This window comes from Duncaniella sp. C9 (assembly GCF_004803935.1).
Taxonomy (GTDB): Bacteria; Bacteroidota; Bacteroidia; order Bacteroidales; family Muribaculaceae; genus Duncaniella; species Duncaniella muris.
Genome location: NZ_CP039547.1, coordinates 1,539,554 through 1,565,343, shown reverse-complemented (window position 1 = coordinate 1,565,343; position 25,790 = coordinate 1,539,554). Strand labels below are relative to the sequence as shown.

Genomic DNA, 25,790 nt, shown 5'->3' with positions numbered 1-25,790 from the left:
CATAGTCTGTGAAGGACGGCCGACGAAAGAAGACTGTTCTCCGCAGTCTATGCCGAGTGTCGCAGTGTCAAAGCGGCAAAGGAGGGAGCGGTCGTAAAATCCTTATACAGCAACGGCGATAAGAACACGGATGAACGGCAGAGAGTCTCAGAGGTAAAAGCAGCGTCCTCGATGCTTACCTCAGAGGCGTTGCCGGTTATCGGTGTTCCGCCGGTGCCAATAGGCGCGATGCGGTCAATGGGTGTCAGTGGCTCGTCCACCGTCACCTTTTGACGGCATCACGCCACCAACCCTGAAGACCGCTCCCTCTCTTGCCGCGCCCCACATTAAATAATGTTGATTTAGAAAAAATTCATTTTAGTGCTTAGTTTGCAATGAAAAACCGCACCTAATGGGAACTAAAATAAATCATATACGCCAACAGATTCCCTCCGACGGTATAATGCTGGTCTTGTGACTTGAAAAATGTTCGGTCTTTGCGTGTAAAAACCGAACAAAATCTGTCTACAATATCGACTGTCTGGCGCCAGATAGAACCTGTGAATCAGAATACTTCGCACCACGCACCGGATTGTTCCGATGGTCACCTGCATCTTGGTCGCCACTTGAGATTTCGGTTCAATCGCGAATGATATTTCCGCCGTTGTCCATGGGCGTATGCGGTAGGAAGGTGTCAATGGCTCGTCCACCGTCACCTTACGACGGCATCACGCCGCAGACACGGCAGTCCGCCCAACCTAAACGGTCCGCTTGATATCTATTGCACCATTACCATGAAATATCTCTCCACTAAAAAATGTTCGGTTTTATGCGCAGAAAACCGAACATTTTTATTACCTTTACAGTTGAAATCTAAAACGATAGAGCATGACAGTAGCTCAACAGATAGAGAATAGGGTCAATCTAATTGGCGATGGGACTGTTTTCTCCATCGAAGACCTCGGACTTCCTGCCGAATGGTGGGAAAACATCCGGGTCAAATTGTCGCGCATGGTCGGCAAAGGGCTGATTCAGAAACTTTCAAAAGGCCGGTTCTACAAACCTAAAAAGTCTGTTTTTGGAACGTTGAAGCCGAATTTGCAAGAGATTGTCAAAGACCTCATTTATGATAAAGACGGCAGACCTATTGGTTATCTGACCGGATATTCCATCTGGAATGATATGGCGTTGACTACACAGGTGGCGAGTGTGATAATGTTAGGCACAAATAAGAGGCATAATGCCACAAAAAGAGGCATATACTCGATTCGCTTCGTGTATCAGCCCAATGCGATTACCAAAGACAATATCTATCTTTTACAGATTCTTGACACGATTAGGTTTATAAAGAAAATTCCGGATACCGAGATTGTCCGTTCCATAACGGCGCTGAAATCATCTATCGGACAATTGCAGGAGAATGAAATTAAGAGAATCATCAGATTATCGGATAAATACCAACCCCGTGTAAAAGCCATTCTCGGAGCAATTCTTGATGATTTGGGATATGGCAGTCACACCATGGTTCTTCGTACCGCGCTTAATCCCGGAACGAAATATAAAATAGGGCTGGGAAATGCCACTGAATTACTCAACAAAGAAAAATGGAATATTGAATGAAACTTCATGAAAACAAGCGGTCATTTCGAGAGGCAATAGAATTGACAGCGCAAGACCTTGAAATATATCCCGAATTTGTCGAGAAGGATTACTGGATATGCCGAATATTGCAGAATCTGTCGAGAAATCCTGCGGCGGAAAAGACGGTTTGGAAAGGCGGGACTTCGCTTTCAAAAGCATACGGCTTGATTGCACGGTTTTCATCAGATGTCGACTTCGCCATATTGGGCGAAGGCCTGAGCCAGAACCAACAGAAAAAGCTCGTGGCAAGGATAGGACATGAATCCACCGCAGGCATGGAGGAAGTTGAGAAGCCTGATACGGTCAAGAACAATCGCTTCCGTAAGACATATCATCTTTACAGGTCAGTTTTAGATGGCATCAATAGAGGGATGTCCAATGTAATGAGCAATCAGGTGATTGTAGAAATCAACACCTACGGTAATCCATATCCATACGAGAGAAGGGAAATCAAACCTTTTATAACCGAAATGATGGAGCGCCGAGGTCTGAACGATATGATTGCCGACCTTGACATGATGCCATTCGAGTTGAATGTGCTTGACAAACGGCGTACTCTCTGTGAAAAAGTGGTATCACTTTTGAGATTCTCCCTTGAAGAAGACCCTACCGCAGGCCTAATCTCTAAGATACGACATTTCTACGATCTGCATTTTCTCCTCGGTGATGAAGAATGTAGCGATTACGTTGCAGGAGATTTGAAACAGAATCTCGTGGAACTTATCGAACATGACAAGAGAGAATTTGACCGTCCTCCGAAATGGCGCGACGCTCCCATCCTGTCTTCGCCTCTCATTGCTGACTTTGATTCGACATGGAGCAAGATTGCCTCCGTATATCAATCTGAACTGTCGGTTTTGTCATACCGGACAATCCCCGGACCAGATGAAATTGCAGATTCGATGAAAGGACTCATCAAAGTTGTCATCGACGCCGTTCGATAAAGGCCGTGATGAATGTCATCCTGACAGGCTTAAAAATCTCTAAATCGAACCCTTGGACTTGCGAAGACGCCTGGATTTTAGTATATTTGCATTCGCAATCCAGCCTTGCGGCCACGGCGAGAGAGCCGTCGGAAAAATGAATAAAATGATTCGTTACATACTCGTTACACAAGAAAAATGAGCGAATGTAACTGATTGAAATAACTGCATTTGGAGTGAAAGGTTCAAGTTCCTCCAGCTCCACTATGTACTACCGAACTAATTCGGACTTAACGAGACAAACCTCGGACTATCAAGTAGTTCCGGGGTTTCTTTTATCTAATCCTTTCGATTCAGGACCGAAAAAAGACGCAAAAAGGACATCCCCGGACAGAGTTTAGGCACTAACCAGGCACTAAGATTTCAACAATCTTTTTAGTGCCTAAATAGTGCCTCTTTTGATTATTTTCAGGCTCAAGCCGAAAGCACGGTGCATATGTTAAATTGGGCAATTAGAAGTGTTAAATTTTTAGGCGTAGAGTTTGACTAATCGGAAGATGAAGAAGTCGCGGTCCCGGACACCACGCATTTGTGAGCGAAATATTTTGACTTTAGAGTTGAATGCCTCGGCAGAGGCATTGGTCGCACGACGACGGAAATAGTTCAGGATTGTTGGGGCGTGGTTCTTGAATGTTTTGATTACCGAGCGGAAGTTGTTGTTACCCAATGCCATTACCTTTTCATACCACTTGTTCATCCTCCCCATGGCTTTTGTCGGTGAGATTTTAGCGTTGAAAATCTTGCGCAGCTCCATCGCAAGGCTGTATGCAGCCTTCAATATTGGATAGTATTTGAACAGTATGTTGACACGATGGCGCTGTATGTCAGTCCATTTGTTCTGCGACATCATCAGAGTGTGTTTGCTGCGAGCCAGTATCTGGCGCATGGTCTCTCCGTTGGAGTACGTTACCGGCGGTTCGGACTTGTTGCGGTTGTTTTCCTCTGCGATGAGCTGTCGGCGAATGTCAATGCGGATTTCGTCAACGGCCTCATTATAGACCTGTTGGACATGAAAACGGTCGTTGACTACATGGGCGTTATAGAACACTTCTGCGGCTATGAGCATCATTGATGGCGAGAGATCGCAGGTCACTTCCTTGACCCTGCGTCTGATTGATTTCTCCATAGCTCCGATGAGTATGGATATAATTTCGTCACTCTTTGTTCCGGGAATGGCTGCCGCAAGTGTTCCCTTGCCTCCGTGGCCGTCCTTGTTGGTCAGGAACGTCCATACCTCCCCGTTGCTCAGACACGTCTCATCAAGACTCATGTAAGGGCCGATATTATCGGCGTTGAAATAGAACCCACAGCCAAGCTCCTGTTCGCACCAGTCGGCGTAACCGCTTATCTTATTGCGGTACAAGTCGGCAAAATGTTTGCCGTTGACGCAGTACATCTGCGCTATCTGTTTAATCGACAGGGCTGTCGTCTCCACCTTCGTCTTTTAAAAAAGCCACGAACTCGGCGCTGAGTCGTGTTCCTTCCTCGTTGGGAAGTTCGAGATTGTAGCTGAAGATTTCGTTGGTCTGCCTGTCCCACCACTTGTTCTTGCGCATGTGAAGAAATACAGGCCGTCCACGCATCGGATAGTCCTGTATTGTTACATAATCCGTATAGCCTCGCGCTACGATATTTGGATTACGATAGTCTTCATCAGACAGTTTCTTCTTTTCGTCAAGCCATATGTCATAGGACTGTTCCGTGCGCTCGAAGCGCACCATTTCAAATAGTTCGTCCATGCCCTCGGGCAGGCACATCCATATTGCATCTGCGGTTTTCATGCCACAAATTTAACACTTTTCTCAAAATTCATGCACCGTGCTTTCGGCTTGACCCTATTTTCATAGAACTCACGTTAATATTAAAAAATATTATTACTGTCCGCTAAACTTTTTTTGAGCGATTGAAAAATTAGGGCTGACACCTATTGCAGGAGTCAGCCCTAAATGGTTATTTTGGTGTCGCCAAACAATCCATGAATAACCATGAGTAAAAGTAGTAATTTCTTCGGACAGCCGATATATGGACAGCTGATAAAATCACTCAATCGTGAAAAAATTGTTGAATTCAGCCGAAAACACGGCGGAGAGAAGTATGTAAAGAGCTTTGACGGCTATACGCATCTGCTTACGATGCTCTATGCCGTGATCCAGCGCTTCGACTCATTGCGTGAGATAGAGACATCTATGACAGCGGAGGTTCGCAAACTGCACCATGTCGGAATTGATACTGTACCAAAGCGCAGCACCCTGTCGGATGCAAATGCCCGACGGTCAGAGAAGTTCTTTGAGGATGTCTATCGCGACCTGTATGCAGCCAACAAAGACATTCTTTCATCGGACAGCAGACGCAACGGCACGGAAGAGTGGATAAAGCAGCTTAGGATTATCGATTCCACTACAATCACATTGTTCTCCAACGCTATTTTCAAGGGCGTTGGTCGACACCCCAAGACGGGAAAGAAGAAAGGCGGCATAAAGGTACACTCTGTCATACACGCCAACGAGGGGGTTCCCTGCGATGTGCAGTTCACTTCGGCGGCCACCAATGACTCTTTCATGCTTGCTCCGAGCCATTACAGCCACAACGAGATAGTCGCTCTTGACCGCGCCTATATCAATTATGCCAAATTTGAGGAACTGACGGACCGTGGCGTTGTATATGTCACCAAAATGAAGAAAAACCTCAGTTATGAGGTACTTGTAGACTGTATGCATCAGAATCCGCAGGGACTGATGGAATACCGTGAACAGGTCGTGGTGTTCCGTAAAGACGGTATAAACCACATCGCCAGAATAATTACATACGTTGACATCAAGAAGAACGGGAAGCCAAAACTCATATCGCTTCTGACCAACGACTTCGACATGCCGCCAGAGACAATCGTGGCGATATACCGCCGCCGATGGCAGATAGAGTCTCTTTTCAAGCAGATCAAACAGAACTTCCCCTTGAGATACTTCTATGGCGAGAGCGCCAACGCCATCAAAATCCAGATATGGGTTACACTCATCGCAAATCTGCTGCTGTCAGTACTTCAAAGCAAACTCGAAAGACGTTGGAGCTTCTCAGGGCTTGCTACAATCGTCAGAATTGTGCTGATGTATTACCTGAATCTCGAAAAGTTCCTCAATCAGCCCGATGCAGACCTGAAAATCATGCTCGCCGAAGCATCGGAATCGCCTCCCGAAGTTCCTGAAAACTGCTGAGGGGGCTTGTCAAATACAAAAAGTAAGCCCAACTTCTGCCGTTCAGGAAGTTGGACTCGCCTTTTTATGGTTTAGCGGACAGTAATAAAAAAATATAGGCCTGCCATCACTGCAAGCCTATATCATACCTATTCAAATCTTCTTTACCTTAGGAAATATTTTACTTGTTGGGGGTTGTCCACTTATATGTATGGTTGCAAGCGATGTCCATTACGCTGGTGCCGGCTTGCATACGGAACTTTCCCTTCTCCAGGACCCACTTGCCGTCGTAGTCCACGAAGGCGAGGTCGCTGGCCTTGATGGGCAGGGTTACTGTTTTGGTCTCACCGGGTTTGAGTTCTACTTTTTCAAACGCGCGCAGTCGGCGATTGTCAGGAGTCAGAGATGCTACTATATCTCGGCTGAAAAGCATAACGACTTCCTTACCGGTGCAATTACCTGTATTGGTGACGTCGATTGTGAAAATGAGATTATCGTTGACACCGAATTCAGAATGTGAGCAGCGGAGATTGTCATATTTGAAAGTCGTGTAACTGAGACCATAGCCAAAAGGCCACTGCACCGATACCACCGCATCGTAGTCATAAGCACCTTCCATCTTATCCATTTCCTCGCTCACTCGATAATCGTAGGTGGTGAGTTCTGCCTGATGGCGTGGATAGGTGTAGGGCATTTTGCCACTCGGGTTGGTGTCGCCGGCAAGAATGTTGGCAAGTGCGTCACCACCGAAGTTACCGGGAAGCAGAATGTTGACTATCGCATCTGCCAATGGCTCAATATCACTGATGATACGCGGACGACCACCGTTGAGAATCAATACAACCGGTTTGCCTGTCGCAGCAAGAGCTTTGACGAGATTGCGCTGGTTTTCAGAGACAGCGAGGTCCGACAAGTTTCCCGGTGTCTCACAATAGGAGTTTTCACCGATACAGGCGACTATGACATCAACACCCGACGCAGCTGCCACAGCTTTTTCAATTTCCGGCTCATTTTCCTCGTGATAGGCACCTTCGGCAGGATAAGTGACACCCTGTTCAAGAACTATATTCTTCTTGCCAAACTTATTGACCAATGCCTTGTAGATGGTGTTGTATTTCGAGGCGAAACGGTCAGTCAGATGTCCCTGCCATGAATAGCTCCAGCCGCCATTGAGACAGCGCATCGAGTTGGCATTAGGACCTGTCAGCAGAATCTTTGTACCTTTCTTCAACGGAAGAATGCCGCCGTTGTTTTTGAGCAGTATCTCCGATTCTTCCGCGGCCTGAAGAGCGACTTGCTCGTGACGGTCGCAGGCGAAGTCGGCATAGTCTTTGGGATATGTATTGGGAGTGTCAAACAGTCCGAGACGATATTTCAAGCGCAGGACACGACGTGCTGCGTCGTCAATACGCTCCTGAGATACGCGACCTTCATTTACGAGTTCTTTAAGCAGAGTGCAGAAATTGAGGTCGTATGGCTCCATTGACATATCGATTCCGGCATTGATAGCCATTTCAATAGCCTCCTTTTTGTCGTGAGCCACATATTCGCGGGTATAGAGGTTGTTGATGTCTGCCCAGTCAGTCACAATCATTCCGTCCCAGTTAAGGTCCTCCTTGAGCCACTTTGTGAGCAGCTCGTTATTGGCGTGAACAGGGCGACCGTTGATTGAGCCGCTATTGACCATTACAGTCAATGCCCCTGCCTCGATGCAGGCACGATAAGGCTCAAAAAACTTCTCACGGAGATCAGACGGAGAAATATATGCCGGGGTGCGGTCTTTGCCTGTTCGCGGAGCGCCGTAGCCGAGATAATGCTTTACCGAGGTGGCTATATTATGTCGGCCTATCTTATTCGGGTTGTCGCCCTGAAAGCCCTTGACCTGCTGAGCGCCCATGATGGCGTTGACCAGCGGATCCTCTCCGTAGTTTTCCCATACACGGCTCCAGCGAGGGTCGCGGGTAAGGTCGACAGTGGGCGAGTATGTCCACGGGCAGTTGGCGGCGCGAGTCTCGTATGCCGTAATTTCAGCAGCTCTGCGAGCCAACGTCGGGTTAAACGACGCACCTACGTTGATGTTCTGAGGGAAAAGCACTCCACCGAGAGTATAGGTTGTACCATGATTCTGGTCAAGACCATAGATACAAGGTATGCCGATTTCTTTCATTGACACTTCCTGTATCTGACCAATCAACTTTTCCCATTTTGCAGGAGTCTGTGCTGTCGGTCCGCCGGGGGCGTTCAACACAGAGCCGACCTTATACACGGCAATAGCCTCGTGAAGCTTCTGAGGGTCGAGGAAGAACTCACCGTCTTTCCAGTCGCCAAGCACATCAATGGAAAGCTCGGTCATCTGGCCGATTTTCTCGTCAAGGCTCATTTTAGACAATGTGCGTTCCACTGCCGCCTCAAGATCAGGGTCAGAGGGAATCGCCGCTCCGGCAGCCTGTAAAGAACAGGCTGCTGAAGTGACGGTTAAAAATGTCATTAGATGTTTCAACATATCAGCGAAGTGTTACGAGATCTACATAGTAACCATGACCGACGCAGATGAATCCGGACTGCTCCTGAATCATGTCAAGAGCCTCTTTTGTCAGCGTGATTTCTGCGACACCGTCAGTTGAGAATTCAATCGTTCCTGTGCCGGGAAGGTCGTTCCACCATACGGTAGTTGTGCGAAGCTGATGGTATTCGGCGGTAGGTTCTATCGAATAATGAATTGACATTACAGCACCCGGTTTGATACCCGCAAAAACATCCATGCCGATAAGGTTGAAGGTCTTGTTGGGGCTGTCATCGGGAAGATCCCACGAAACATAGTGGTGTCCTGACCACAAGGTCTGCTGAGATGACAGAACCACTGTTGTGGCGGTCTCAACCTGACCGTTCTTGTAGAACTGAACTTCGGCACCATCATTCATAACGCCCGACATCGGATACTCTCCATCTTCGAGAGCCGGGGCAGAGAAGCTGATTGCAGTTGAAGTTTTTTCGGTAAAATCAGAAATCTTGGTTCCTCCGATTTCAAGAGAAGCCACTCTGTCGAGATTGATACCTGTAAGCGTTGTTGTAGCGCCAGAAGTAATACGGTCTGTACCTGAAGTAATGAGAGCGGAAGAGCTCACAGTCACTTTATTTGCGCCGTAGTTCATACCCTCGGCATCAATGAGTTCCAGTCTGCAAGTACCATTGACGACATTTGCTGGAACGGTATAGGTGAGTACATCATTGCCGTCTTCGGTAGAATAGACAACAGGAATCGGTTCAGAATCACCGAGAGTGATTGATTTCACCGAGCTGAGATTGCGGCCATAAAGTACCGCGTTCTGTCCGGGAGCGACAATGCGTTCAAATGAGACTTCCGAAGCCCAGGGATCACTATCCAGCGGATTGACATTGATGATGCCTTCGCGTGAAGTTGATTTACCCTGAGTGGTTGTGACAACAACCTTCATCTCGTATGTACCTGCGGGGAGAGGCATATCAATAGCCTTTCCGGTTGCAGTCTGCTCTCCGTCGATATACCATGTCACATCAACATAGTCGGCCGGTGTCACGGTAAGTTCCATGGCGAAATTTGCATCGCGGCTGATGTTGGCTACTACGGGCAGCTGACCATTATTTCGGTCAGGGAAAGTCGGTGCCAGAATATGGGGCTCGTCATCCGGACCTGCTACAGAGAACGGATCGTCGCTGCTGCATGATGCAAGCATGACGCTTACCGGCAGCAAAGTCAAAATTGTCTTATATATGAAATTCATTGTAGTTTCTTTTTATGTTATTAGTCAACGTCCCACCACATGGGTATGTACCAGCTATTGCTTCCGCCCATACGGTCCAAAGCTTCATCATAGCCGGTCTTATTATACGATGATTCAAGAACCGGATAGCAAAGGCGAACGGGGATTTCCTGTCCTCCGGTGAGGAACTGGCCGAAACCGTATTCAGCCGGAGATTTAAGTCGGGGATAACCTGAACGGCGCACGTTTGCCCATGCCTCGGAGGGATTGGTGAAGTGCAGAATCCATGCCTGAGTATTAATTGCTGCCTTACGCTGCTCGTTGGTGTAACCGATACCGTTGTTGGCAATGAAAGTAGAGAATTCCTCATCAGTAATCTTACGGCAGCCGTAGTTGTCAGTAAGGAAGTCCATTGACGCACGTACACCAGTTTTGTAGTAGCCGTCAGCACTGCCGGCGACTGCCCAGCCTTCTTTAAGGGCGGCCTCAGCCATAAGGAAGTTTACCTCGGCGTAGGTCATAACGACGCCCGGATTATCACTCTTAAGGAAGTTGTTGGCAAGCTTGGGCTCGGTTTCGCGCGTCATACTTACTTCGACTGAAGGATTGTTCTCAGCAATCTCTTTCATGATATCGCTGTCATAGCCTGCCGGCCACGGTTCCCATGAGTAAGCACCCGGATCTCTCGGATTCATCGGAATACCTTTTGAAAGAATTTCCTCAGTAAGGTCAATGCGGTTATCGGGGCTTGTAAGGCTCATCAGACCGTCATAGTAGAATCGGGCAAAGATAAATGTGCGAGGGTCGCCGCTGTTATACATCTGGTTGAAAAATGTAGAACATAGATAGCTCGGGTTGTTTGCCGGGTCATTACCGAACAGTAGTTTGGAAAGGGCATTGCCACGATAGTCGGAATATGTATCCTGACCAAAGCTGAACGATACTTCCATATACTTAATGAGAGCGTCATCAGAAGCACTTGTAAAGACGCCGCCGTCAGCCATCAGTGCCTCTTCAAATTCCTGTTTAGCCTTGTCAGGGTCGACATCGGATATACGCATGGCAAATCGGAGGCGCAGACTGTTGGCAAGTTTTTTCCACTTGTTGACATCTCCGTTGTAGATTACATCGCCTGTAATCTTATCGCCTGACAATGACAGAGCGCCGCAGGCATCGGTGAGTTCATTGAAGAAAGCTGCGTAGATTTCTTCCTGAGTGTCGTATCGAGGGTTGAATTTCTCGGCAATATACCCAAGACCTGCTTCGCTGAAAGGCGCATCGCCATACACATCGGTAATAAGGGACATCATATAGACGCGATAGATGCGCAGAGCGGCATTTACGTTTGTCAGACCTTCTTTCTCACTGTTATGAATGCCGTCAGTAAGGTTCTTTATTGCGTTGGGATATAGCGAAGTCCAGATGCGGCACATTTCGTTATTGTCGATTGTGTGGCGGCCGCCATAGTTGGTCGTGTTCCAGCAACCCATCAGCATCTGAGAGAAAGCATAATGGTAGTTGCGGTAGATTTCCACCATACCCAGATCGCCGTAAGTCTGGAGCTGGGCTGTGGTCAGCTGGGCATTGGGGTCAATGCCGTCGGCTTTTGAAGGGTCTGTGTTCAGATCCTCCATGTAGCTGTCGCTACATGAACCTGCAATGAGCGCAAGAGCCGCTAAAACAGGAGTGAATATCTTATGTAGTTTCATTGGTAATCTTACGTTTAGAATTTAACATACAGGTTGAAACCATAGCTCTTGCGTGAAGGCAGCGAACCATATTCAAGTCCCATACCGGTTGTGTTGTTGTAGTTAGAATCAGGATCGATGTCGGGAATGTTCTTCCATACGATGAACGGGTTTCGTGTCACAAATGAAATAGACATATCCTGCACTACCTTACCGAGCCATTTCTTCGGGAATTGATAGGTAAGTGTAATTTCACGACACTTTATGTAAGAGTTGTCATAGATGAACATCGAAGGGGCATTGCGGCAAACACTCATCCAATAGTCTTCGGGGTTGACCTTTATGTCATTGGGACGATAAGTGCCGTCGCCGTTGTCAATCACACCGGGTGCGACAAAACCTCCGGTTGGAGTCCATGTCGAGGCACCTTTTGCAATACCTGCTGCCTGACGCTCTTCTTCCGACTTATACCATTCTTCTCGTCCGGCCAGTGTTGCAAGGCTTTTGCCTGATTCGTGAGCAGCACGTGCCGACATAGAATACAGATCAGCTCCAACCTTTACATCAAAAAGTGCGGTAAGCCCGAAATTCTTGTAATGGAATGTTGTGCTCAGACCACCTGTCCAGTCCCAAGATGCATTTCCAAGAACGTGATTGCTCTTGTCGTACATCGGCAAACCGGTTGCTGGGTCAATAAGAATATCTCCGTTTTCGTTTCTCTGGAAATCGGGGCCTACGATAGAACCGAAGTTCTCACCAACCTTTGCAGCGACCTGGACATCAAGCCATGAAGCCTTTTCAAGTTCAAACATATCCATGCCGTCTACAAGCTTACGCACTTTATTGTTGTTCTTAGAGAAGTTGATACCCAAATCCCAAGAGAAATCGCCTATGATAATGGGACGTGTGTTAAGTGCGATTTCGATACCTTGGTTTTGGATTTCACCGGCATTGATAAGACGATAGGGGTATCCTGTGGCCCAGCTACTTGCCATGCCCATAATCTGGTCTTTACTTATCTGATTGTAATATGTGAAGTCAAGACCGATACGGTTGTTGAGGAACTTTGTTTCAAAACCCACTTCAAATGAGTTGGTCCGGGTAGGTTTGAGGTTCTTATTGGGGATAGTGGTATTGTCAATAAAGCCGATGGTGTAACCGGGATATGTGAATTTTGATTTTGTATATACCAGTCCTAACTGATAGGGATCTGTATCACTACCAACCTGTGCGAATGACAGGCGAACTTTACCGTATGGCAGAATGTCACCACGCTTGATCAGTTCAGAGAACACAAAGCTACCCGACACCGAGGGGTAAATATAGGTGTTATTTCCAGTCGGCAGAGTCGACGATTTATCACCACGGATAGTAGCGTCAAGATATAACAGGTTTTTCCATCCGAGATTGACAGCCGCGAACAGCGAGTTAATCTGCTTGCGGTAGCTGTTTTCCTGAAGGCTTGTTTCGTTGAAGCTCATAAGGGCAACCACATCCCTAATCTGCATTTCTTGGGCTGTGGTTATATTTGTACGGTTATCGACCTTATAGATGTTTCCACCGGCAGTTCCTGTGAAGTCAAAGTCACCCCAGCGGTTGTTATAGGTCGCTATGAGTTCAAAGTTATACATCTGGTTTTTGAACTGGCTCTGCTGTAAGTAACCTGACTCATAGCCAGGAGTTGTCGGAGCCTTGAAATCATTGAAATTAAACCAGTTGAGTTCAGCTCCCGCTGTTCCTTTGATTTTGAGGTGTGATGTTACATTATAAATAGCAGATGCGTGTAAACGAAACAGGTCCTTCTTTGAATCATTGGAATTCTTGTAGACGTCCCAATAGGGGTTTACATTATAGGGGTCCATACCGTTCCAGTTGGAATACTCTCCGTTAGCATCCTGATATGTGCGCAACCAACGCTGGTCGTAGGTGGTTGCAAGGGTCATTAGGTTCTTGCCGACGTTAGACTTACTGTCGCCAAGAGCAGGACGATTCTTTACATTTTCGTGGGTATAGTTTACGGTAAAGTCGAGGTCAACCTTCCCCATAGATGTATTGGCACGCAGATTGAAAATGTCACGGCTCATGTGAGTCTTGGGGACAATATCCTTGTTGCGCATATCGGTCAGTGTGAAACGAATGCCTGTATTGCCTGAATTGGATGAGACTGTAACCGTGTTGTTTGCGGTAAGACCGGTTCTGAAGAATCCGGAGGTATTGTCAGGTATTATAAGATATGGACGCTCCACGCCGTCAAAGTAGCGAAGGACGTTGCTTCCGTCTGCTTTCGGTCCCCAGCTCTTATTGGTATTTGAAACTGCGTCGATACTGTATGTGCCGTTGCTGCCCATACCATAGATCTGCTGTACGTTATCCCATTTAGAGAGCTGTTTGTCAAATGTCAGTGTTCCATTATACTCTATCGAATATTTTTCTTTACCGGCTTTCTTGGTGATGATGAGAATTACACCGTGGCTGGCACGGCTACCGTAGAGAGCGGAAGCGGCCGGACCTTTAAGTACCGACATACTTTCTATATCATCTGGATTGATGCTTGAGATGCCGTCACCAAGGTCGTATCCGCCTGATGTTCCTGCGCTGCCGAAGTTTGTATTGTCAAGAGGTACACCATCGACAACATATAATGGCTGGTTATTACCGGTCATTTCAGTACTACCACGCAGAATTACGCGGGTTGATCCGGAAGGACCACCTGCGGTCTGGCTTACAACGAGACCGGCCACACGACCTGCCATAGAGTTGATGACGTTAGTTTCTTTGGCTTTTTCAAAGGCATCACCTTTTACTTCGTCAAGACCGTAACCGAGTGCCTTTCGGTCGCGCTTGATTCCAAGAGCAGTGACCACCACTTCGCTGAGCATTTGCGAACTCTGCTCCAGCGTGATTTTCATTGGCGCCTCTGTAGCCTTGACCTCAACAGGGTCACTGCCGACATAGCTGATTTTAAGTGTTGCATTCGGTGATACCATCAGCGTAAAGTTACCGTCAAGGTCGGTAACTGTTCCATTGCTGGTTCCTTTCTCAATTACTGAGGCACCGATAACTGGGCCTTCAGCATCTTCAACGACACCAGTCACCTTTATCTTCTGAGATGGCGTTGCCGCAGCTGCGCTGGGTTCTGCATACGACTGAAGCGGCATAGCAAAGGATACCGCACCGACAAGCAGGAAACCGTACAGGAGCTTGGTTGTTAAAGTTCTCTGTTTCATGTGTATTGATTAGTTTATTTTAGTTAAGTAAGTCGTAAAAATTAATTTATACTAAGCCGCATGGACAAAATTGATATTGAGTTCAGATCCAAGCGCAGCCAACGCACGGTTAGTTGCATAGAGCAGGGATTCTGTGGAGCAATAATCCGCAGGTCTGAGCCATTTGCCCTTGAGGATTCTCCAGAGCGTCTCGGCGATATTCAAATGTGGACTGTACGGTGGAAGGAAAAAGAGATACAACCCACGTTTCTCCCATATTGGACGGAGTTCCCGCATGAGTTTGCATCTGTGGACGCTTGCATTGTCAAGGACAACAAAAGTGTTTTTACGGATACGGAGAGAAAATCGGTCAAGAAAGTCGGCAACCTTGTCAGCGGTCATATTCTCAGTTGTGGAGAATCCTTCATATCGATTGTTGCGGTCTATCATGCCGAAAATATTGAGTCTCAGACCTCTTTCAGATGGGATATAGACATCTTCACCTCGGAACTGCCATCCGTATGGCACATATCCCTCGGTGCAGATGTGGCTTTCATCTCCATAATAAATGTCGATGAGACAATCTTTTTCCTGTTGTACGAGTTCTTGCAGCTTCTCGGTCTTATACGCATAGAGCTGCGGCGAGGGTTTCCCCTTTGGACGTTTTCTTATACGTCTATATCCCGCGCCAAGGCGGATAAAAAAGCCCTGAAGGTACTCTCGGAGGCTTCTTTCCCTGAAGCCTGCTGCCATGCCTCTTTCGCTTTCTTCACGCTCTGCCTGTCGTTCTCTATGGCTTTGCGTACCGACTCTTCGTCCGAGCAGTCCATTATTGGCTTCCGACCCCGTCCGGGACGTGTTTCCAGTCCTTTGATTCCTTCGGCCTCGAAGCGTTTCACCCAGGAATTGACTGATATATGGGTCATGTCGGTCTGTTCTCCAACCTGTTCCGAAGTCAGGCCGGTGGATTTCAGAAGCACTGCGCGACAGCGCATGCGGTATGCGTGGCTCTTGCCTTGGCGAAAGCCTTCCTCTAATTGCAGACGTTGTTGGTCTGTCAGTTGTATAACTTTGATTTTTGCGATAGCGTTGTGTCTTTATGTGTTTACACAAAGATACGCAAAAAAATTGATATAAACTAATTTTCAACATCTACTTACTTTAATCCAGTCTATATACATCGATGCCGTCTGACCATCTTTTAAGGCTGTAATGCCTTCGATGTCATAGATACCGGTGAATGATCCGCCAACAGCAAGGTTAAACAGAATATAAAAGTCATTTTGAAAATATGGATTACCAGTAATGTCAAAACTATGAAATTTGACATCATCTACAGAAACATCAATCTTATTTTCATTCCAAGTAAGCGTATATGTGTGATATTTGCCGTCTTGCAAATTTGAACCGGCATCTCCGGCGAAATATTGCTGTTCATGTCCGGCAACATCAGGGCCATAATGGAGCGCGGTATTTACTCGCGTGGTACTTGTCCCGTTGGCGATACCTTGGGCATCTCCCATCTCCATTATATCTATTTCACCACAGGCAGGCCACTCCTGCTTATTGTTGCCCATCATCCAAAATGCGGGCCACAGACCATTTGCGGTCTCAGGCAGTTTTATACTTGCCTCAACCTTTCCATACTTGAAATACTTCTTGTTCTTGGTGTTCACGCGACCGGACACCACCTTGTTGCCGGTGCGCTTGGCTGTAAGAATTAGTACAGTCTTACCTTCGTCCTTGCCGACTTTGACCTGACTGGTACTATAGGATTGTAACTCTTGATTTGTCCATCCGGCTTCGTGTGTCTCTTTTGACCAGTAAGCGGAATTGAATGAATCAAAATCGTCAAAGAACACCACATCATCGACAGGTTCAACTACTGGCGGTGCCGGTGTCGGTTCATCTTCCGAGTCGCCACACCCTATTAAAGTCGCTACTGCGAACGCAGAGATAAACAAATGTTTGATATTGAAAAAGACCATGATATTGATTGGTTGGTATATTTACTCCCACATAGACCTTATATGGGTTTTGCAAAATTACCACCGTTCGTTATTATCAAGGTTTGATTACTGACATTTTGAGGTTTGTTTTCTGATATATTATGCTATTATTCAGAAAATCAGACATAAACACCTTAAACCTCGTTCAATTCTGTTCACAAAATTTACTTGGAGACACCCCGAAGTGTTTTTTAAAGATAGTGCTGAAATACTTAGAATTAGCAAAACCTGTCATCACAGCCACTTCTGTTACAGGTGTCTTTTGCTTAAGTAACTCAGCGGCTCGTTCAAGTTTCAGGATTCTTATAAATTCCTGAGGAGCTTTCCCTGTCAATGACTTCAGACGACCGAAGAACAGTGTTCGGCTCATTGCCATCTCTCGGCATAGATATTCAATGTCAAACTCGGTGTTTGATATATTTGCGATAATTATATCAACAGCCTTATCAACAAATGCCTTGTCCGATTGCCTTCGGTCAGTGTCGGTTCCTCGACGATTTGTGGGATTGTCTTCACTTCGACTACGTCACCCTCGGCTCTCATCAATGCAAGCCTCATAAGATATTCACGGATACGCTTGCGGTTGTGGAGCATACCTCTGACCTTGCTTTTGAGGATGTCAAGGCTGAACGGCTTGGCGATATAGTCATCGGCTCCTTTTTCAATGCCGTTCACAATCGCGTCATGAGTGGTTTTCGCAGTAAGTAAAATGACCGGAATGTCGGCGGTGTCAGGGTTGTTCTTTATCATGCTGCACAGCTCGTCACCCTGTATTCCGGGCATCATTACGTCTGAGATGATAATATCCGGATAGTGATTCTCAAGGAATCTTAGGGCATCCTCAGCCGAAATAGTTGACACGACATTATATTCAACCGAGAATGTTGCCGTCAGATAATTCCTAAGATCATCGTTGTCCTCGACAATCAACAATGTCTCATCCTTACTCTCAGAAACAGCGGATACTACGGGAGAAGGTATGCGTATTTCATTCAAGGCCTCATTCAGATTATTCGGATTCCAGTGAATGACAGGCTCGTCATAGATACGCTTGAATGAGATTGTAAAAGTGGTTCCTGCATTCTCTTTAGATGTAAAGCCTATGTTGCCGTTGAGCATTTCCACTATACGCTTGACCTGAAGCAGACCGAAACCGTTGCCTGTTTCTTGTGACGCTCTCGCATTCTCGGCTCTATAGACATTTGTGAATATGTTTTTCTGCTCTTTCTCAGGTATGCCTATACCATTGTCGGTAATCCTGATGACAGCCTTTGACTTGTTTGCGGTTAGTGACACCTCCACTTTGCCACCTTGATTGGTATATTTGCAGGCATTCGACATGAGGTTATCAAGCATGAGTTCAAGCAGATGTCTGTCAGCTGAAACCACTACCTGCTCATCGGGAACTTGCAGGTGAAGCGTGATGCCGCGCTTTTCACCAACATTATTGAAACAACTCAATTCCTCCGACAATAGATAATTAAGATTGATCGGCTCGATGTTGACCTTTGCTTTTCTCGAATCAATCTTTTCAAAATCGAGCAGCTGAGCGGTGACAGCATTAAGCTTTCGTATATTTGCGCCCGCCACATCGAGCAGATATTTAGCCTTTTCGGAAAGGCCGTCCTGTGTCTTCAGCTCTTCAATGGGCGACATGACCAATGACAATGGAGTGCGGATGTCGTGGGCTGTATTGATGAAAAATCTGATTTTGTCTTCGTCATGCTCTTTTCGCAATTGATACCATTTATACCTAATTATAAAATATATAATAAAGGCTATTATAGCCAGATAGCATATTCTGGCCCATATTGTATTCCACCACGGTTCTTCGACAGTGATGTCAATAGAGGTTTCATCTATGACTCGTCCGTCGCTTTTACGCAACGCTTTTATTTTTAGGGTATAATTGCCCGGAGGCACATTCCGGAAGCGGGCGTTACCGTCCATGGTCATTTCGCTCCAATCGTGGTCATACCCTTCAAGGATATGCTGATAAGCGATGTCATTGCGATAGTCTATGTTTATTGCCTCAAAATCAACATCAAACGAGTTATGACTGGCACTGAGCACTATATTCCGGTTTTGCAGCATCTCAAAAAGCTCCGGTATAATCTTGGCAGACTCCTCTTCGCTGATGCCGTCAATAGTGAATCGGGATATTCTCAATGGTGCGGAGTATTCAGCTACACTGATTTTGTCGGGCGACAGCCTGACTGCGCCTGCCGTACTGCCGAAAATCAAATCACCGTTAGATGTCCTTAAAATCGAGGACTTGTTATATTCTCTGGCAATTCCGTTGATAAAGTTAAGACTGGAAACTGTTGAATCGCCTATGATTGCGAGGCCGTTGCCTGTACTTGCCCAAAGGCGTCCCTTGTCATCATGCACAAGACCGTATATATCATTTGAGGGCAATCCGTCTGACATTTTTATCTCGCGTATGATTTTCCTGTTCTTATAATCATACAGGTTAAGACCACCACCTTCGGTTCCAAGCCATACTGTGGTACCTTTTGTGAACATCATCGGGATTATATATGCACTTACGTCGTGCTCTGACTGCTCTTGAAAATTGGCGTACCAGTTATAGCTGTTCGTGTCGGCATCGATGATATAAAATCCGTTGCCGGTAGCGACACCTATACGCTTCTCGTCAACGACACTGATTGACATAACGCCGTCTATCTCAAACCTATGATATAACGAGCCGTCGCTATTAAGGGCTACGAGGCAGCCGTGAGGAGAGCCGACCCATATCTTGCCATGACAATCAGTCTGTATTGCGAAGATATAGTTCGATGACAAGGCTCCATCGCTTTGTGTCCAGTGCCCCTTTATGTTTCCCGACAAATCCATACGGTATACGCCGTCGCCATAACAACCGGCCAGTACATTTCCGTTGCCGTCCTCACACAGCGACACAACGACTATTCCGGATAATGAATTTTTCCAGATTCCGGTACGGGGATTGTAAATGCTTATTCCGCGGTCAGTTGCATACCATATATTTCCGTCTGACGACTCTATGATATAATTCACATTGTTGTTGACAAGAGAGTTGGGATTGTCTTTTATATGTGTAATTATCTGTATGGGCGACTGCGACAGACTCACCATTGTCACCCCTCCGGTATAACTGCCAATCCACAGATTGCCTTGGCCGTCATTCAACAGTGCATATATGCCGTTGCCGGTAAATGAAAACTCCGGGGCGAGTTCCGTGTTGACAAACGTGGCCAGAGAGTTGGCCTTTACATTATAAGCCAGGACACCGCTGCCGTCAATACCTATGGCAAGCCTTTCCGGGCTAAGTTTGACAATAGAACGTATCGGCTTATGCAACAGGCTGTTTGTAGCATGGATTTGGGCAACACTGAAATCCGACAAATCAAGTTTATATAAGCCCTTGTTGAAAGCTCCGATATATAGGGCATCGTTTTCCTCATCGAAATACAGGCTCTGTATTTTGGTATCTTTCAGCAGACCAACATCTTTGACCGCATGGTCGTCACGCATGATTTTAAGTCCCGAAGATGTTGCTGCAAACAAATAACCTTTTGCAATAATGATGTCGTTGACAGCCGCGCCGGGCAGTATGGGGCGATAATCCTTATCTGACACGTATTTAAACAGGCCGTCATTGGTTGCATACAATATACTGTTGTCACTGCTCACCAGCATTTTGTTGAGCACAACATCGCTATGACTTAGGTCGGAAAGATTGCTCGTCAAAATAAACGAATCATATACGGGCGTATATTTGTGAATTTTGCCTGTACTTTCGTAGGCATACAAATCGCCCTCATTGAGATACAGCTGAATTATACGACCAGCTCTATCGCCATAGAACGAATCGCCTTCAAGAGAGTAATTCTTAAGAATCCTACCATTATACCTGTCAACCCCCGACTTGGTACTTATCCAGATAGCTCCTGACGCATCTTCAGCAAGCGAATACACCTTCTGACTACTGAGCCCCGTCGAGTTGTCAATACGCAGAACTTCTGAAATTACATGCTGACTTCCATAGCCTTTCTGTGCAAGAAACAGAAAAACCATGACAACCACTGTAATAAACAGCCCGTTCTTAGTGCTCTTTAGCGAAGTTGGCGTATAATCACCCATAATACTGCAAAGTTAGCTAAATTTCTCGACATTAGAGGATTTACAACTCAAAAACTTTAATAATAGCATAATAGCAAAAACAGACGCGTTGCCTCCGACACTATCATCTTCAGCCGTGTGGTATGAAAGTCCACGGCGGAGGTGGCGAGTCGGCGCTGTGTACGCAGGTAGATGTCATACTTGTCTATGAAGGAACGGTCGATAGCCGTAAACGGAATGTCCGACAACTTAGAAAAAGAAAAAATGCTTGCCGGCATGATATATGATGCCAATTATGATCCGTCGCTCATTGCCGAGCGTCTCGAATGCAAGGAACTTTGCCGTGACTATAATGACCTGCGTCCAAAAGACACCATAGGCCGCGAGCGCCTGTTGCGCCGCATTCTCGGCCATGTGGAAGACTCAATCCTGATCGAACAGCCCTTCTTCTGCGACTATGGCTACAACATAAGTGTAGGCAAAAACTTCTACGCCAATTTCAACCTCGTCATCCTTGACGGAGCCAAGGTGACATTCGGCGACAATGTCTTTATAGCCACGAACTGCGGATTCCACACCGCCGGTCATCCGATTGACCCGGTTGAAAGAAACAAAGGTCTGGAATATGCCCGGCCGATAACCGTCGGCAACAACGTATGGATCGGAGCATCTGTCACGGTACTGCCGAGAGTGCCATAGGTGACAACTGCGTGATCGGAGCCGGAAGTGTAGTGACAAAAGACATCACGGCCGGTTCTGTAGCCGTAGGTAATCCATGCCGCGTCATCAGGAAAATAGACGAACAGCAACCTTAAGCATCATGTTCTGACAAAAAATTCGTACCTTTGCATTGCTGATCTGAAGATGCGTTTTGTAATCCTCATCGGAGGGCATTATGATAATGCTGGATAAGATGACCGGGTAAAACCTCGATTCTTATTCAGCAATTTTTATGTTCACATTAGTCATAACCCCTTTTTTCTATCTTATGAAACGTGATGCCATTGATCTAGGGAATGTACATATCCCCACCCTCTTCAGAATCTATCTTGTGCCTACGCTGCTTGGAATGCTCGCACTTTGTGCGGTGACCGCAACGGACGGTATATTCGTAGGACGCGGATGTGGGAGCGACGCACTGGCTGCCGTCAACATCTGCATTTCGCCGACAATGGTGATGATGGGCATCGGACTGATGCTTGGCGTAGGAGCGTCTGTTGTTTCCTCACTCCATCTTGCCGCTGGCAACATCAAAGCCGCAAGACTGAACATCACCCAGGCCCTCCTTGTCGCAACCGTCCTCGCAGGGCTGTTTCTTATCGCCACTCTGTCATCTCCCCGTCACACCGCGCTGCTTTTAGGTAGCTCCGAATCGCTTATGCCGCTTGTCCTGGACTATATGCCCTGGATATTTGCCACGTGTGTGTTTCAGATCTGGTGTGCGATAGGCCTTTTTATTGTCAGACTTGACGGTTCGCCGAAATATGCCATGTGGTGCAACGTCCTGCCCGGCCTGCTGAATGTGATCCTCGACTATCTGTTTATCTTTCCGCTTGACATGGGAGTCCGCGGTGCGGCACTCGCCACATTTCTCAGCTGCATGACAGGCGGCGTCATGGTACTTGTCTATCTTGTGTTTCTCGCATCCGATCTCAGACCGGCTAAATTGAAAATCAGCCTGACCAGCCTGCGGCTGACTCTCCGCAACATAGGTTACCAGTGCAAGATCGGTATTTCAGCACTACTTGGCGAAGCTACTATGGGCGTTCTGATGCTGATGGGCAATCTGGGATTCATGCGCTATATAGGCAATGACGGCGTCGGAGCCTTCAGCATTGCCTGCTACTACTGTCCGTTCGCATTCATGATCGGTAATGCCATCGCACAGTCAGCACAACCGATCATCAGCTATAACTACGGACTCGGAGAGCGTTCAAGAGTGGTATCTACTGAAAAACTTGCCATCATCACCGCCCTGATATGCGGCGGGGCAGTCACCGCTTCTTTCAGTCTGCTGCCGGAACTTATGGTCGGCCTCTTTCTTGACACCCATTCCGAAGCGGCCTTGATAGCGATCGCCGGATTTCCGGTCTATTCTACTGCATTTGTCTTCTTCATATTCAATCTGACGGCAATAGGCTACTTCCAAAGTATCGAAAAAGCTCTTCCGGCAATAATTTTTGCTCTGCTGAGAGGTGTCATATTCCTTGTTCCGTCCTTTATTCTTGTTCCGAAGCTATTGGGCATAAATGGCATATGGATGGCTCTTTCTGTTTCAGAGATCATGACAAGCCTGTGCATTTCCGCGTATTATCTGTACAACAGACTCCGGCCTGGAGCTCATTCATAGAAATCACAGGAAAACAAAAGAATTTATTCTATTATCCGACTGTCCACTGCGGGGATTTGCGCCTGCTGAAGTTTGCTGAAAGCACCGGCGCAAACGGCGACGAAAGACTTCGCGCTCCAGACGGGCAACCCTTGACACAGGCACAGCATTTTATGCACTTTGCCGGATCTGACGAACGGCAGTCATCACTGACTGCATCAGCCGGACATACAGAGACACATTTCCCACACCCGCTGCAAAGCATCGGATCTATAAGCGGAACAAGCCTGACAGGATTCACTTTCTGTCCTTCGGAGTAAACTTTCACAAACGCCCTGAAATTAGCCAAAGACTCTTCCGGCAACGGTTCGTCATGCAGCACCGCCACATCCACCGGCCTCAGACCTCCGCTTTTCAAAGTCTCGCCAACAGCCTTGCCGAATCCGAATGCTTCATCAAGATCTGCCCGGTCCGGACGTCCGACAGCAATCGGGGTGTCAGGGCGCGAATAGGAATGCTCCCCGACAAAGGCTCCGGCCGCAACCGGCACAAAGCCAAGACCGGAAACAAATTCAGCCATATCTGAAAGCGCGTTCTCAAAAGCCCGGTTGCCATAAACTGCGATCAGCACACACGGAGTTGAATCTGCAACAATGTGTTTCATTCTTTCCTTTGCCATCGGAGCCATCCTGCCGCCATAGACAGGTGCTGCGATTACGGCCAGATCAGACCGCCTTAGGCTGATGCTGCCAGGCTGAAGCCCAAGAGTAAGATTGTGGAGAATACTGCCTGCCGCAGCCGTTCCGCTGATGCCGTCCGCAACCGAACGGGCTATTTTCAGAGATGTTTCTGTAGGCGAAAAAACGATATTGTGTAATTCCATTTCAAGAAGCAATATTATGTGATACCGGCAACCGATAGGGTCGAGACTGCAAATATACACATTTCCAATGAAAAAACGTCCGCCAGGATTCACATCTTAGCGGACGCATTGTTAAACACTTAACATCTTTTCTGCTCATAAACTAATCTTCTTTGTTATATATTATGTGTTTGTTGAAAGTATGAGCAATATGGATTATTCATAACGTATTGCCTCTATCGGGTCGAGATTCGACGCCTTCTTTGCCGGATACCAGCCGAAGAAGACCCCGGTGATCGTACACACGGCAAAAGAAAGTCCGACCGAATACATCTGAATATACACCGGCCAGTGGGCTATGACCGTGACAAGCCAGGAGGCAAGCACTCCGACCAATATGCCTATGACACCGCCGGTCACGCTTATGATGACGGCCTCGATCAGGAACTGCGAGAGGATGTCGATGCCACGGGCTCCAACTCCGTCAAATATTAAACCAACAGGCAAAAAAAATCCACGAACCGGCTCTTATCGGACATCCACACGGCTAAGACCCTGTTCACCAATATTTGTTAACGCCGGGGCGCTCAAGCGTCATGCAGATGTGTTCGCGCAGTAGGGGAGCAATGCGGTGGCATTGTGGCCGAAACATATTGTGCATAAATATGAGCCATAATGACACATCGGACTGCTGCCATTTTCGTATTTTTGCCATGCCGTGAACGTTTTAACATACCTTATAAAATTGCGCCGTGAATATGCTGCAAAACATATAACCGATCGCTTGAAAGTTATTGCAAAAAATCTAATTTTACAAACTAAAACCAAACCTTATGAAATTTACATATCTCACAGCATTCATCGTTGCCGGTGCAGCCTTGACTCTGACATCATGTGGAGAAAACAAAAAAACATCGGATCTTACAGAATCCGGACTTGACCCTGACAACTTCGTGACCACCGTCAACGGCAAGACTACCGGACTTTATACCCTGAAAAATAATTCCGGCATGGAAGTCTGCATCACCAATTTCGGAGGACGCATCGTCTCGCTGACTGTGCCTGACAGAGACGGAACCCCGACAGATGTCGTGCTGGGATTCGACAGCATCGCCTCATATCTCCCGGAAAACAATCAGACTGACTTCGGAGCTGCGATAGGCCGCTACGCCAACCGCATCAATCAGGGAAGAATGGTGATTGACGGCGACAGCATCAGACTGCCTCAGAACAACTTCGGCCACTGCCTGCATGGCGGTCCAGCAGGATGGCAATATCAGGTATATGACGTCATTGCAGCAAATGACAGCACTCTCGTGCTCGAAATGGACTCTCCTGACGGTGACAACAATTTTCCAGGTAACGTGAAAGCGACAGTCTGCTACACTCTCACCCCTGACAATGCACTTGACATAGCCTACAGCGCTGTCACCGACCGCCCGACTGTCATCAACATGACCAACCACTCCTATTTCAACCTCAGCGGAGACCCTGACAAAGCGATCACAGACCATCTGCTCTACATCAACGCTGCGGACTACACTCCTGTCGACTCAACATTCATGACCACCGGCGAGATAGCTTCTGTCAAAGACACTCCGATGGATTTCACCACCCCGCGTGCCATCGGCGAAAAAATTGATGAAACAGACTTCGAACAGATCTCAAACGGTATGGGCTATGACCATAACTGGGTACTGACCACAAACGGCAACGACAGCATTATCGCCGCCAGCCTCTACGCCCCTTCAACAGGTATCAGACTTGATGTGTTCACCGACGAACCGGGTATTCAAGTCTACTCCGGCAACTTTCTTGACGGCTCCGTCAAAGGCAAAAACGGCAAAGTCTACAACAAAAGGGCTGCCATATGCCTTGAATCACAGCACTACCCCGACAGCCCGAACAAACCTCAATGGCCGTCAGTGATTCTCAGACCCGGCGAGACGTACAGCAGCCATTGCGTGTTCCGTTTCGGAATTGAAAAGTAATTTTACACATATACTATTACTATATTTATACCATTACTATATTTAAATGTTGTTTAAAAACAATCTC

The 25,790-nt window shown here is 47.0% G+C and carries 16 protein-coding genes and 5 pseudogenes; 6 read left to right on the top strand and 15 right to left on the bottom strand.

Features of this window, described 5'->3' with window-relative positions; all coding sequences use genetic code 11:
* Positions 1 to 47 precede the first annotated feature (47 nt).
* Entirely contained in the window at positions 48 to 260 is a 213-nt protein-coding gene (locus E7745_RS06370; RefSeq protein WP_124076429.1) for a hypothetical protein, read from the bottom strand.
* A 607-nt stretch (positions 261 to 867) separates the two neighbouring features.
* Between E7745_RS06370 and E7745_RS06365 the strand changes: the two genes are divergently transcribed.
* Both E7745_RS06365 and E7745_RS06360 read left to right on the top strand, forming a co-directional pair.
* On the top strand, positions 868 to 1,599 hold the full coding sequence (locus E7745_RS06365; protein ID WP_124076427.1) for a DUF6088 family protein: 732 nt from the start codon (positions 868 to 870) through the stop codon (positions 1,597 to 1,599).
* Positions 1,596 to 2,564, top strand: a complete 969-nt coding sequence (locus E7745_RS06360; protein ID WP_124076424.1) for a nucleotidyl transferase AbiEii/AbiGii toxin family protein — start codon at positions 1,596 to 1,598, stop codon at positions 2,562 to 2,564. Before E7745_RS06365 ends, E7745_RS06360 begins: the two co-directional genes overlap by 4 nt.
* A 508-nt stretch (positions 2,565 to 3,072) precedes the next feature.
* Here E7745_RS06360 and E7745_RS06355 read toward each other — a convergent pair.
* Positions 3,073 to 4,038 (bottom strand): transposase, encoded by a 966-nt coding sequence (locus E7745_RS06355; RefSeq protein WP_240740261.1) that lies wholly within the window; start codon positions 4,036 to 4,038, stop codon positions 3,073 to 3,075.
* The gene (locus tag E7745_RS06350; RefSeq protein WP_107037111.1) at positions 4,013 to 4,384 is read right to left on the bottom strand and encodes a transposase family protein; all 372 of its coding nucleotides are present in this window, start codon (positions 4,382 to 4,384) and stop codon (positions 4,013 to 4,015) included. Before E7745_RS06350 ends, E7745_RS06355 begins: the two co-directional genes overlap by 26 nt.
* Before the next feature lie 204 nt (positions 4,385 to 4,588).
* On the opposite strand from E7745_RS06350, the gene E7745_RS06345 reads away from it, so the two are divergent.
* Positions 4,589 to 5,812 (top strand): IS4 family transposase, encoded by a 1,224-nt coding sequence (locus E7745_RS06345; RefSeq protein WP_068960910.1) that lies wholly within the window; start codon positions 4,589 to 4,591, stop codon positions 5,810 to 5,812.
* Positions 5,813 to 5,972: 160 nt separating this feature from the next.
* On the opposite strand, the gene E7745_RS06340 is transcribed toward E7745_RS06345, so the two are convergent.
* The 10 genes and pseudogenes from E7745_RS06340 to E7745_RS15245 all read right to left on the bottom strand — a co-directional run.
* Positions 5,973 to 8,279: a glycoside hydrolase family 3 N-terminal domain-containing protein gene (locus E7745_RS06340; RefSeq protein WP_136409173.1), complete on the bottom strand. Its 2,307-nt coding sequence runs from the start codon at positions 8,277 to 8,279 to the stop codon at positions 5,973 to 5,975.
* Between the two features lie 16 nt (positions 8,280 to 8,295).
* Positions 8,296 to 9,552, bottom strand: coding sequence for a hypothetical protein (locus E7745_RS06335; protein WP_123400445.1), 1,257 nt, complete (start codon positions 9,550 to 9,552; stop codon positions 8,296 to 8,298).
* Between the two features lie 20 nt (positions 9,553 to 9,572).
* Positions 9,573 to 11,240, bottom strand: coding sequence for a SusD/RagB family nutrient-binding outer membrane lipoprotein (locus E7745_RS06330; RefSeq protein ID WP_136408496.1), 1,668 nt, complete (start codon positions 11,238 to 11,240; stop codon positions 9,573 to 9,575).
* Between the two features lie 14 nt (positions 11,241 to 11,254).
* Complete coding sequence (locus tag E7745_RS06325; protein WP_240740395.1) at positions 11,255 to 14,377, bottom strand: SusC/RagA family TonB-linked outer membrane protein; 3,123 nt, start codon at positions 14,375 to 14,377, stop codon at positions 11,255 to 11,257.
* A gap of 120 nt (positions 14,378 to 14,497) precedes the next feature.
* Positions 14,498 to 15,262: pseudogene (locus E7745_RS06320) on the bottom strand (IS630 family transposase); the annotation flags it as partial.
* Positions 15,184 to 15,420, bottom strand: a pseudogene (locus E7745_RS15040) (helix-turn-helix domain-containing protein); the annotation flags it as partial. The pseudogenes E7745_RS06320 and E7745_RS15040, both read right to left, overlap by 79 nt.
* 150 nt (positions 15,421 to 15,570) lie before the next feature.
* On the bottom strand, positions 15,571 to 16,413 hold the full coding sequence (locus E7745_RS06310; RefSeq protein ID WP_136408494.1) for a family 16 glycosylhydrolase: 843 nt from the start codon (positions 16,411 to 16,413) through the stop codon (positions 15,571 to 15,573).
* A 166-nt stretch (positions 16,414 to 16,579) separates the two neighbouring features.
* A complete protein-coding gene (locus E7745_RS06305; protein ID WP_136408493.1) occupies positions 16,580 to 16,810 on the bottom strand; it encodes an AraC family transcriptional regulator in 231 nt (76 codons plus the stop codon).
* Positions 16,811 to 16,863: 53 nt separating this feature from the next.
* Positions 16,864 to 20,496, bottom strand: a complete 3,633-nt coding sequence (locus tag E7745_RS06300) for an ATP-binding protein (RefSeq protein ID WP_168182027.1) — start codon at positions 20,494 to 20,496, stop codon at positions 16,864 to 16,866.
* Between the two features lie 155 nt (positions 20,497 to 20,651).
* Positions 20,652 to 20,792 (bottom strand): annotated as a pseudogene (locus E7745_RS15245) (phage integrase SAM-like domain-containing protein); the annotation flags it as partial.
* Between E7745_RS15245 and E7745_RS15035 the strand changes: the two are divergent.
* Both E7745_RS15035 and E7745_RS06285 read left to right on the top strand, forming a co-directional pair.
* Positions 20,779 to 21,356, top strand: a pseudogene (locus E7745_RS15035) (sugar O-acetyltransferase). The pseudogenes E7745_RS15245 and E7745_RS15035 overlap by 14 nt on opposite strands.
* A gap of 173 nt (positions 21,357 to 21,529) precedes the next feature.
* A complete protein-coding gene (locus tag E7745_RS06285; RefSeq protein ID WP_124075574.1) occupies positions 21,530 to 22,891 on the top strand; it encodes an MATE family efflux transporter in 1,362 nt (453 codons plus the stop codon).
* A gap of 31 nt (positions 22,892 to 22,922) precedes the next feature.
* On the opposite strand, the gene E7745_RS06280 is transcribed toward E7745_RS06285, so the two are convergent.
* Both E7745_RS06280 and E7745_RS06275 read right to left on the bottom strand, forming a co-directional pair.
* Complete coding sequence (locus E7745_RS06280; RefSeq protein WP_123400410.1) at positions 22,923 to 23,753, bottom strand: 4Fe-4S binding protein; 831 nt, start codon at positions 23,751 to 23,753, stop codon at positions 22,923 to 22,925.
* 195 nt (positions 23,754 to 23,948) lie between these two features.
* Positions 23,949 to 24,212: pseudogene (locus E7745_RS06275) on the bottom strand (ABC transporter permease); the annotation flags it as partial.
* Between the two features lie 353 nt (positions 24,213 to 24,565).
* Here E7745_RS06275 and E7745_RS06270 point away from each other — a divergent pair.
* Positions 24,566 to 25,723 carry an aldose epimerase family protein gene (locus E7745_RS06270; RefSeq protein WP_107032744.1) on the top strand — a complete coding sequence of 386 codons (1,158 nt, stop codon included), beginning with the start codon at positions 24,566 to 24,568 and terminating at the stop codon, positions 25,721 to 25,723.
* The last annotated feature ends 67 nt before the right edge of the window (positions 25,724 to 25,790 follow it).

Bases quoted from the DNA above. Each gene is read 5' to 3' on its own strand.
- E7745_RS06365 (WP_124076427.1), top strand. From the start codon at position 868: ATGACAGTAGCTCAACAGATAGAGAATAGGGTCAATCTAATTGGCGAT.
- E7745_RS06360 (WP_124076424.1), top strand. From the start codon at position 1,596: ATGAAACTTCATGAAAACAAGCGGTCATTTCGAGAGGCAATAGAATTG.
- E7745_RS06350 (WP_107037111.1), bottom strand. From the start codon at position 4,384: ATGAAAACCGCAGATGCAATATGGATGTGCCTGCCCGAGGGCATGGAC.
- E7745_RS06345 (WP_068960910.1), top strand. From the start codon at position 4,589: ATGAGTAAAAGTAGTAATTTCTTCGGACAGCCGATATATGGACAGCTG.
- E7745_RS06340 (WP_136409173.1), bottom strand. From the start codon at position 8,279: ATGACATTTTTAACCGTCACTTCAGCAGCCTGTTCTTTACAGGCTGCC.
- E7745_RS06335 (WP_123400445.1), bottom strand. From the start codon at position 9,552: ATGAATTTCATATATAAGACAATTTTGACTTTGCTGCCGGTAAGCGTC.
- E7745_RS06330 (WP_136408496.1), bottom strand. From the start codon at position 11,240: ATGAAACTACATAAGATATTCACTCCTGTTTTAGCGGCTCTTGCGCTC.
- E7745_RS06325 (WP_240740395.1), bottom strand. From the start codon at position 14,377: ATGCCGCTTCAGTCGTATGCAGAACCCAGCGCAGCTGCGGCAACGCCA.
- E7745_RS06310 (WP_136408494.1), bottom strand. From the start codon at position 16,413: ATGGTCTTTTTCAATATCAAACATTTGTTTATCTCTGCGTTCGCAGTA.
- E7745_RS06305 (WP_136408493.1), bottom strand. From the start codon at position 16,810: ATGGCAATGAGCCGAACACTGTTCTTCGGTCGTCTGAAGTCATTGACA.
- E7745_RS06300 (WP_168182027.1), bottom strand. From the start codon at position 20,496: ATGGTTTTTCTGTTTCTTGCACAGAAAGGCTATGGAAGTCAGCATGTA.
- E7745_RS06285 (WP_124075574.1), top strand. From the start codon at position 21,530: ATGAAACGTGATGCCATTGATCTAGGGAATGTACATATCCCCACCCTC.
- E7745_RS06280 (WP_123400410.1), bottom strand. From the start codon at position 23,753: ATGGAATTACACAATATCGTTTTTTCGCCTACAGAAACATCTCTGAAA.
- E7745_RS06270 (WP_107032744.1), top strand. From the start codon at position 24,566: ATGAAATTTACATATCTCACAGCATTCATCGTTGCCGGTGCAGCCTTG.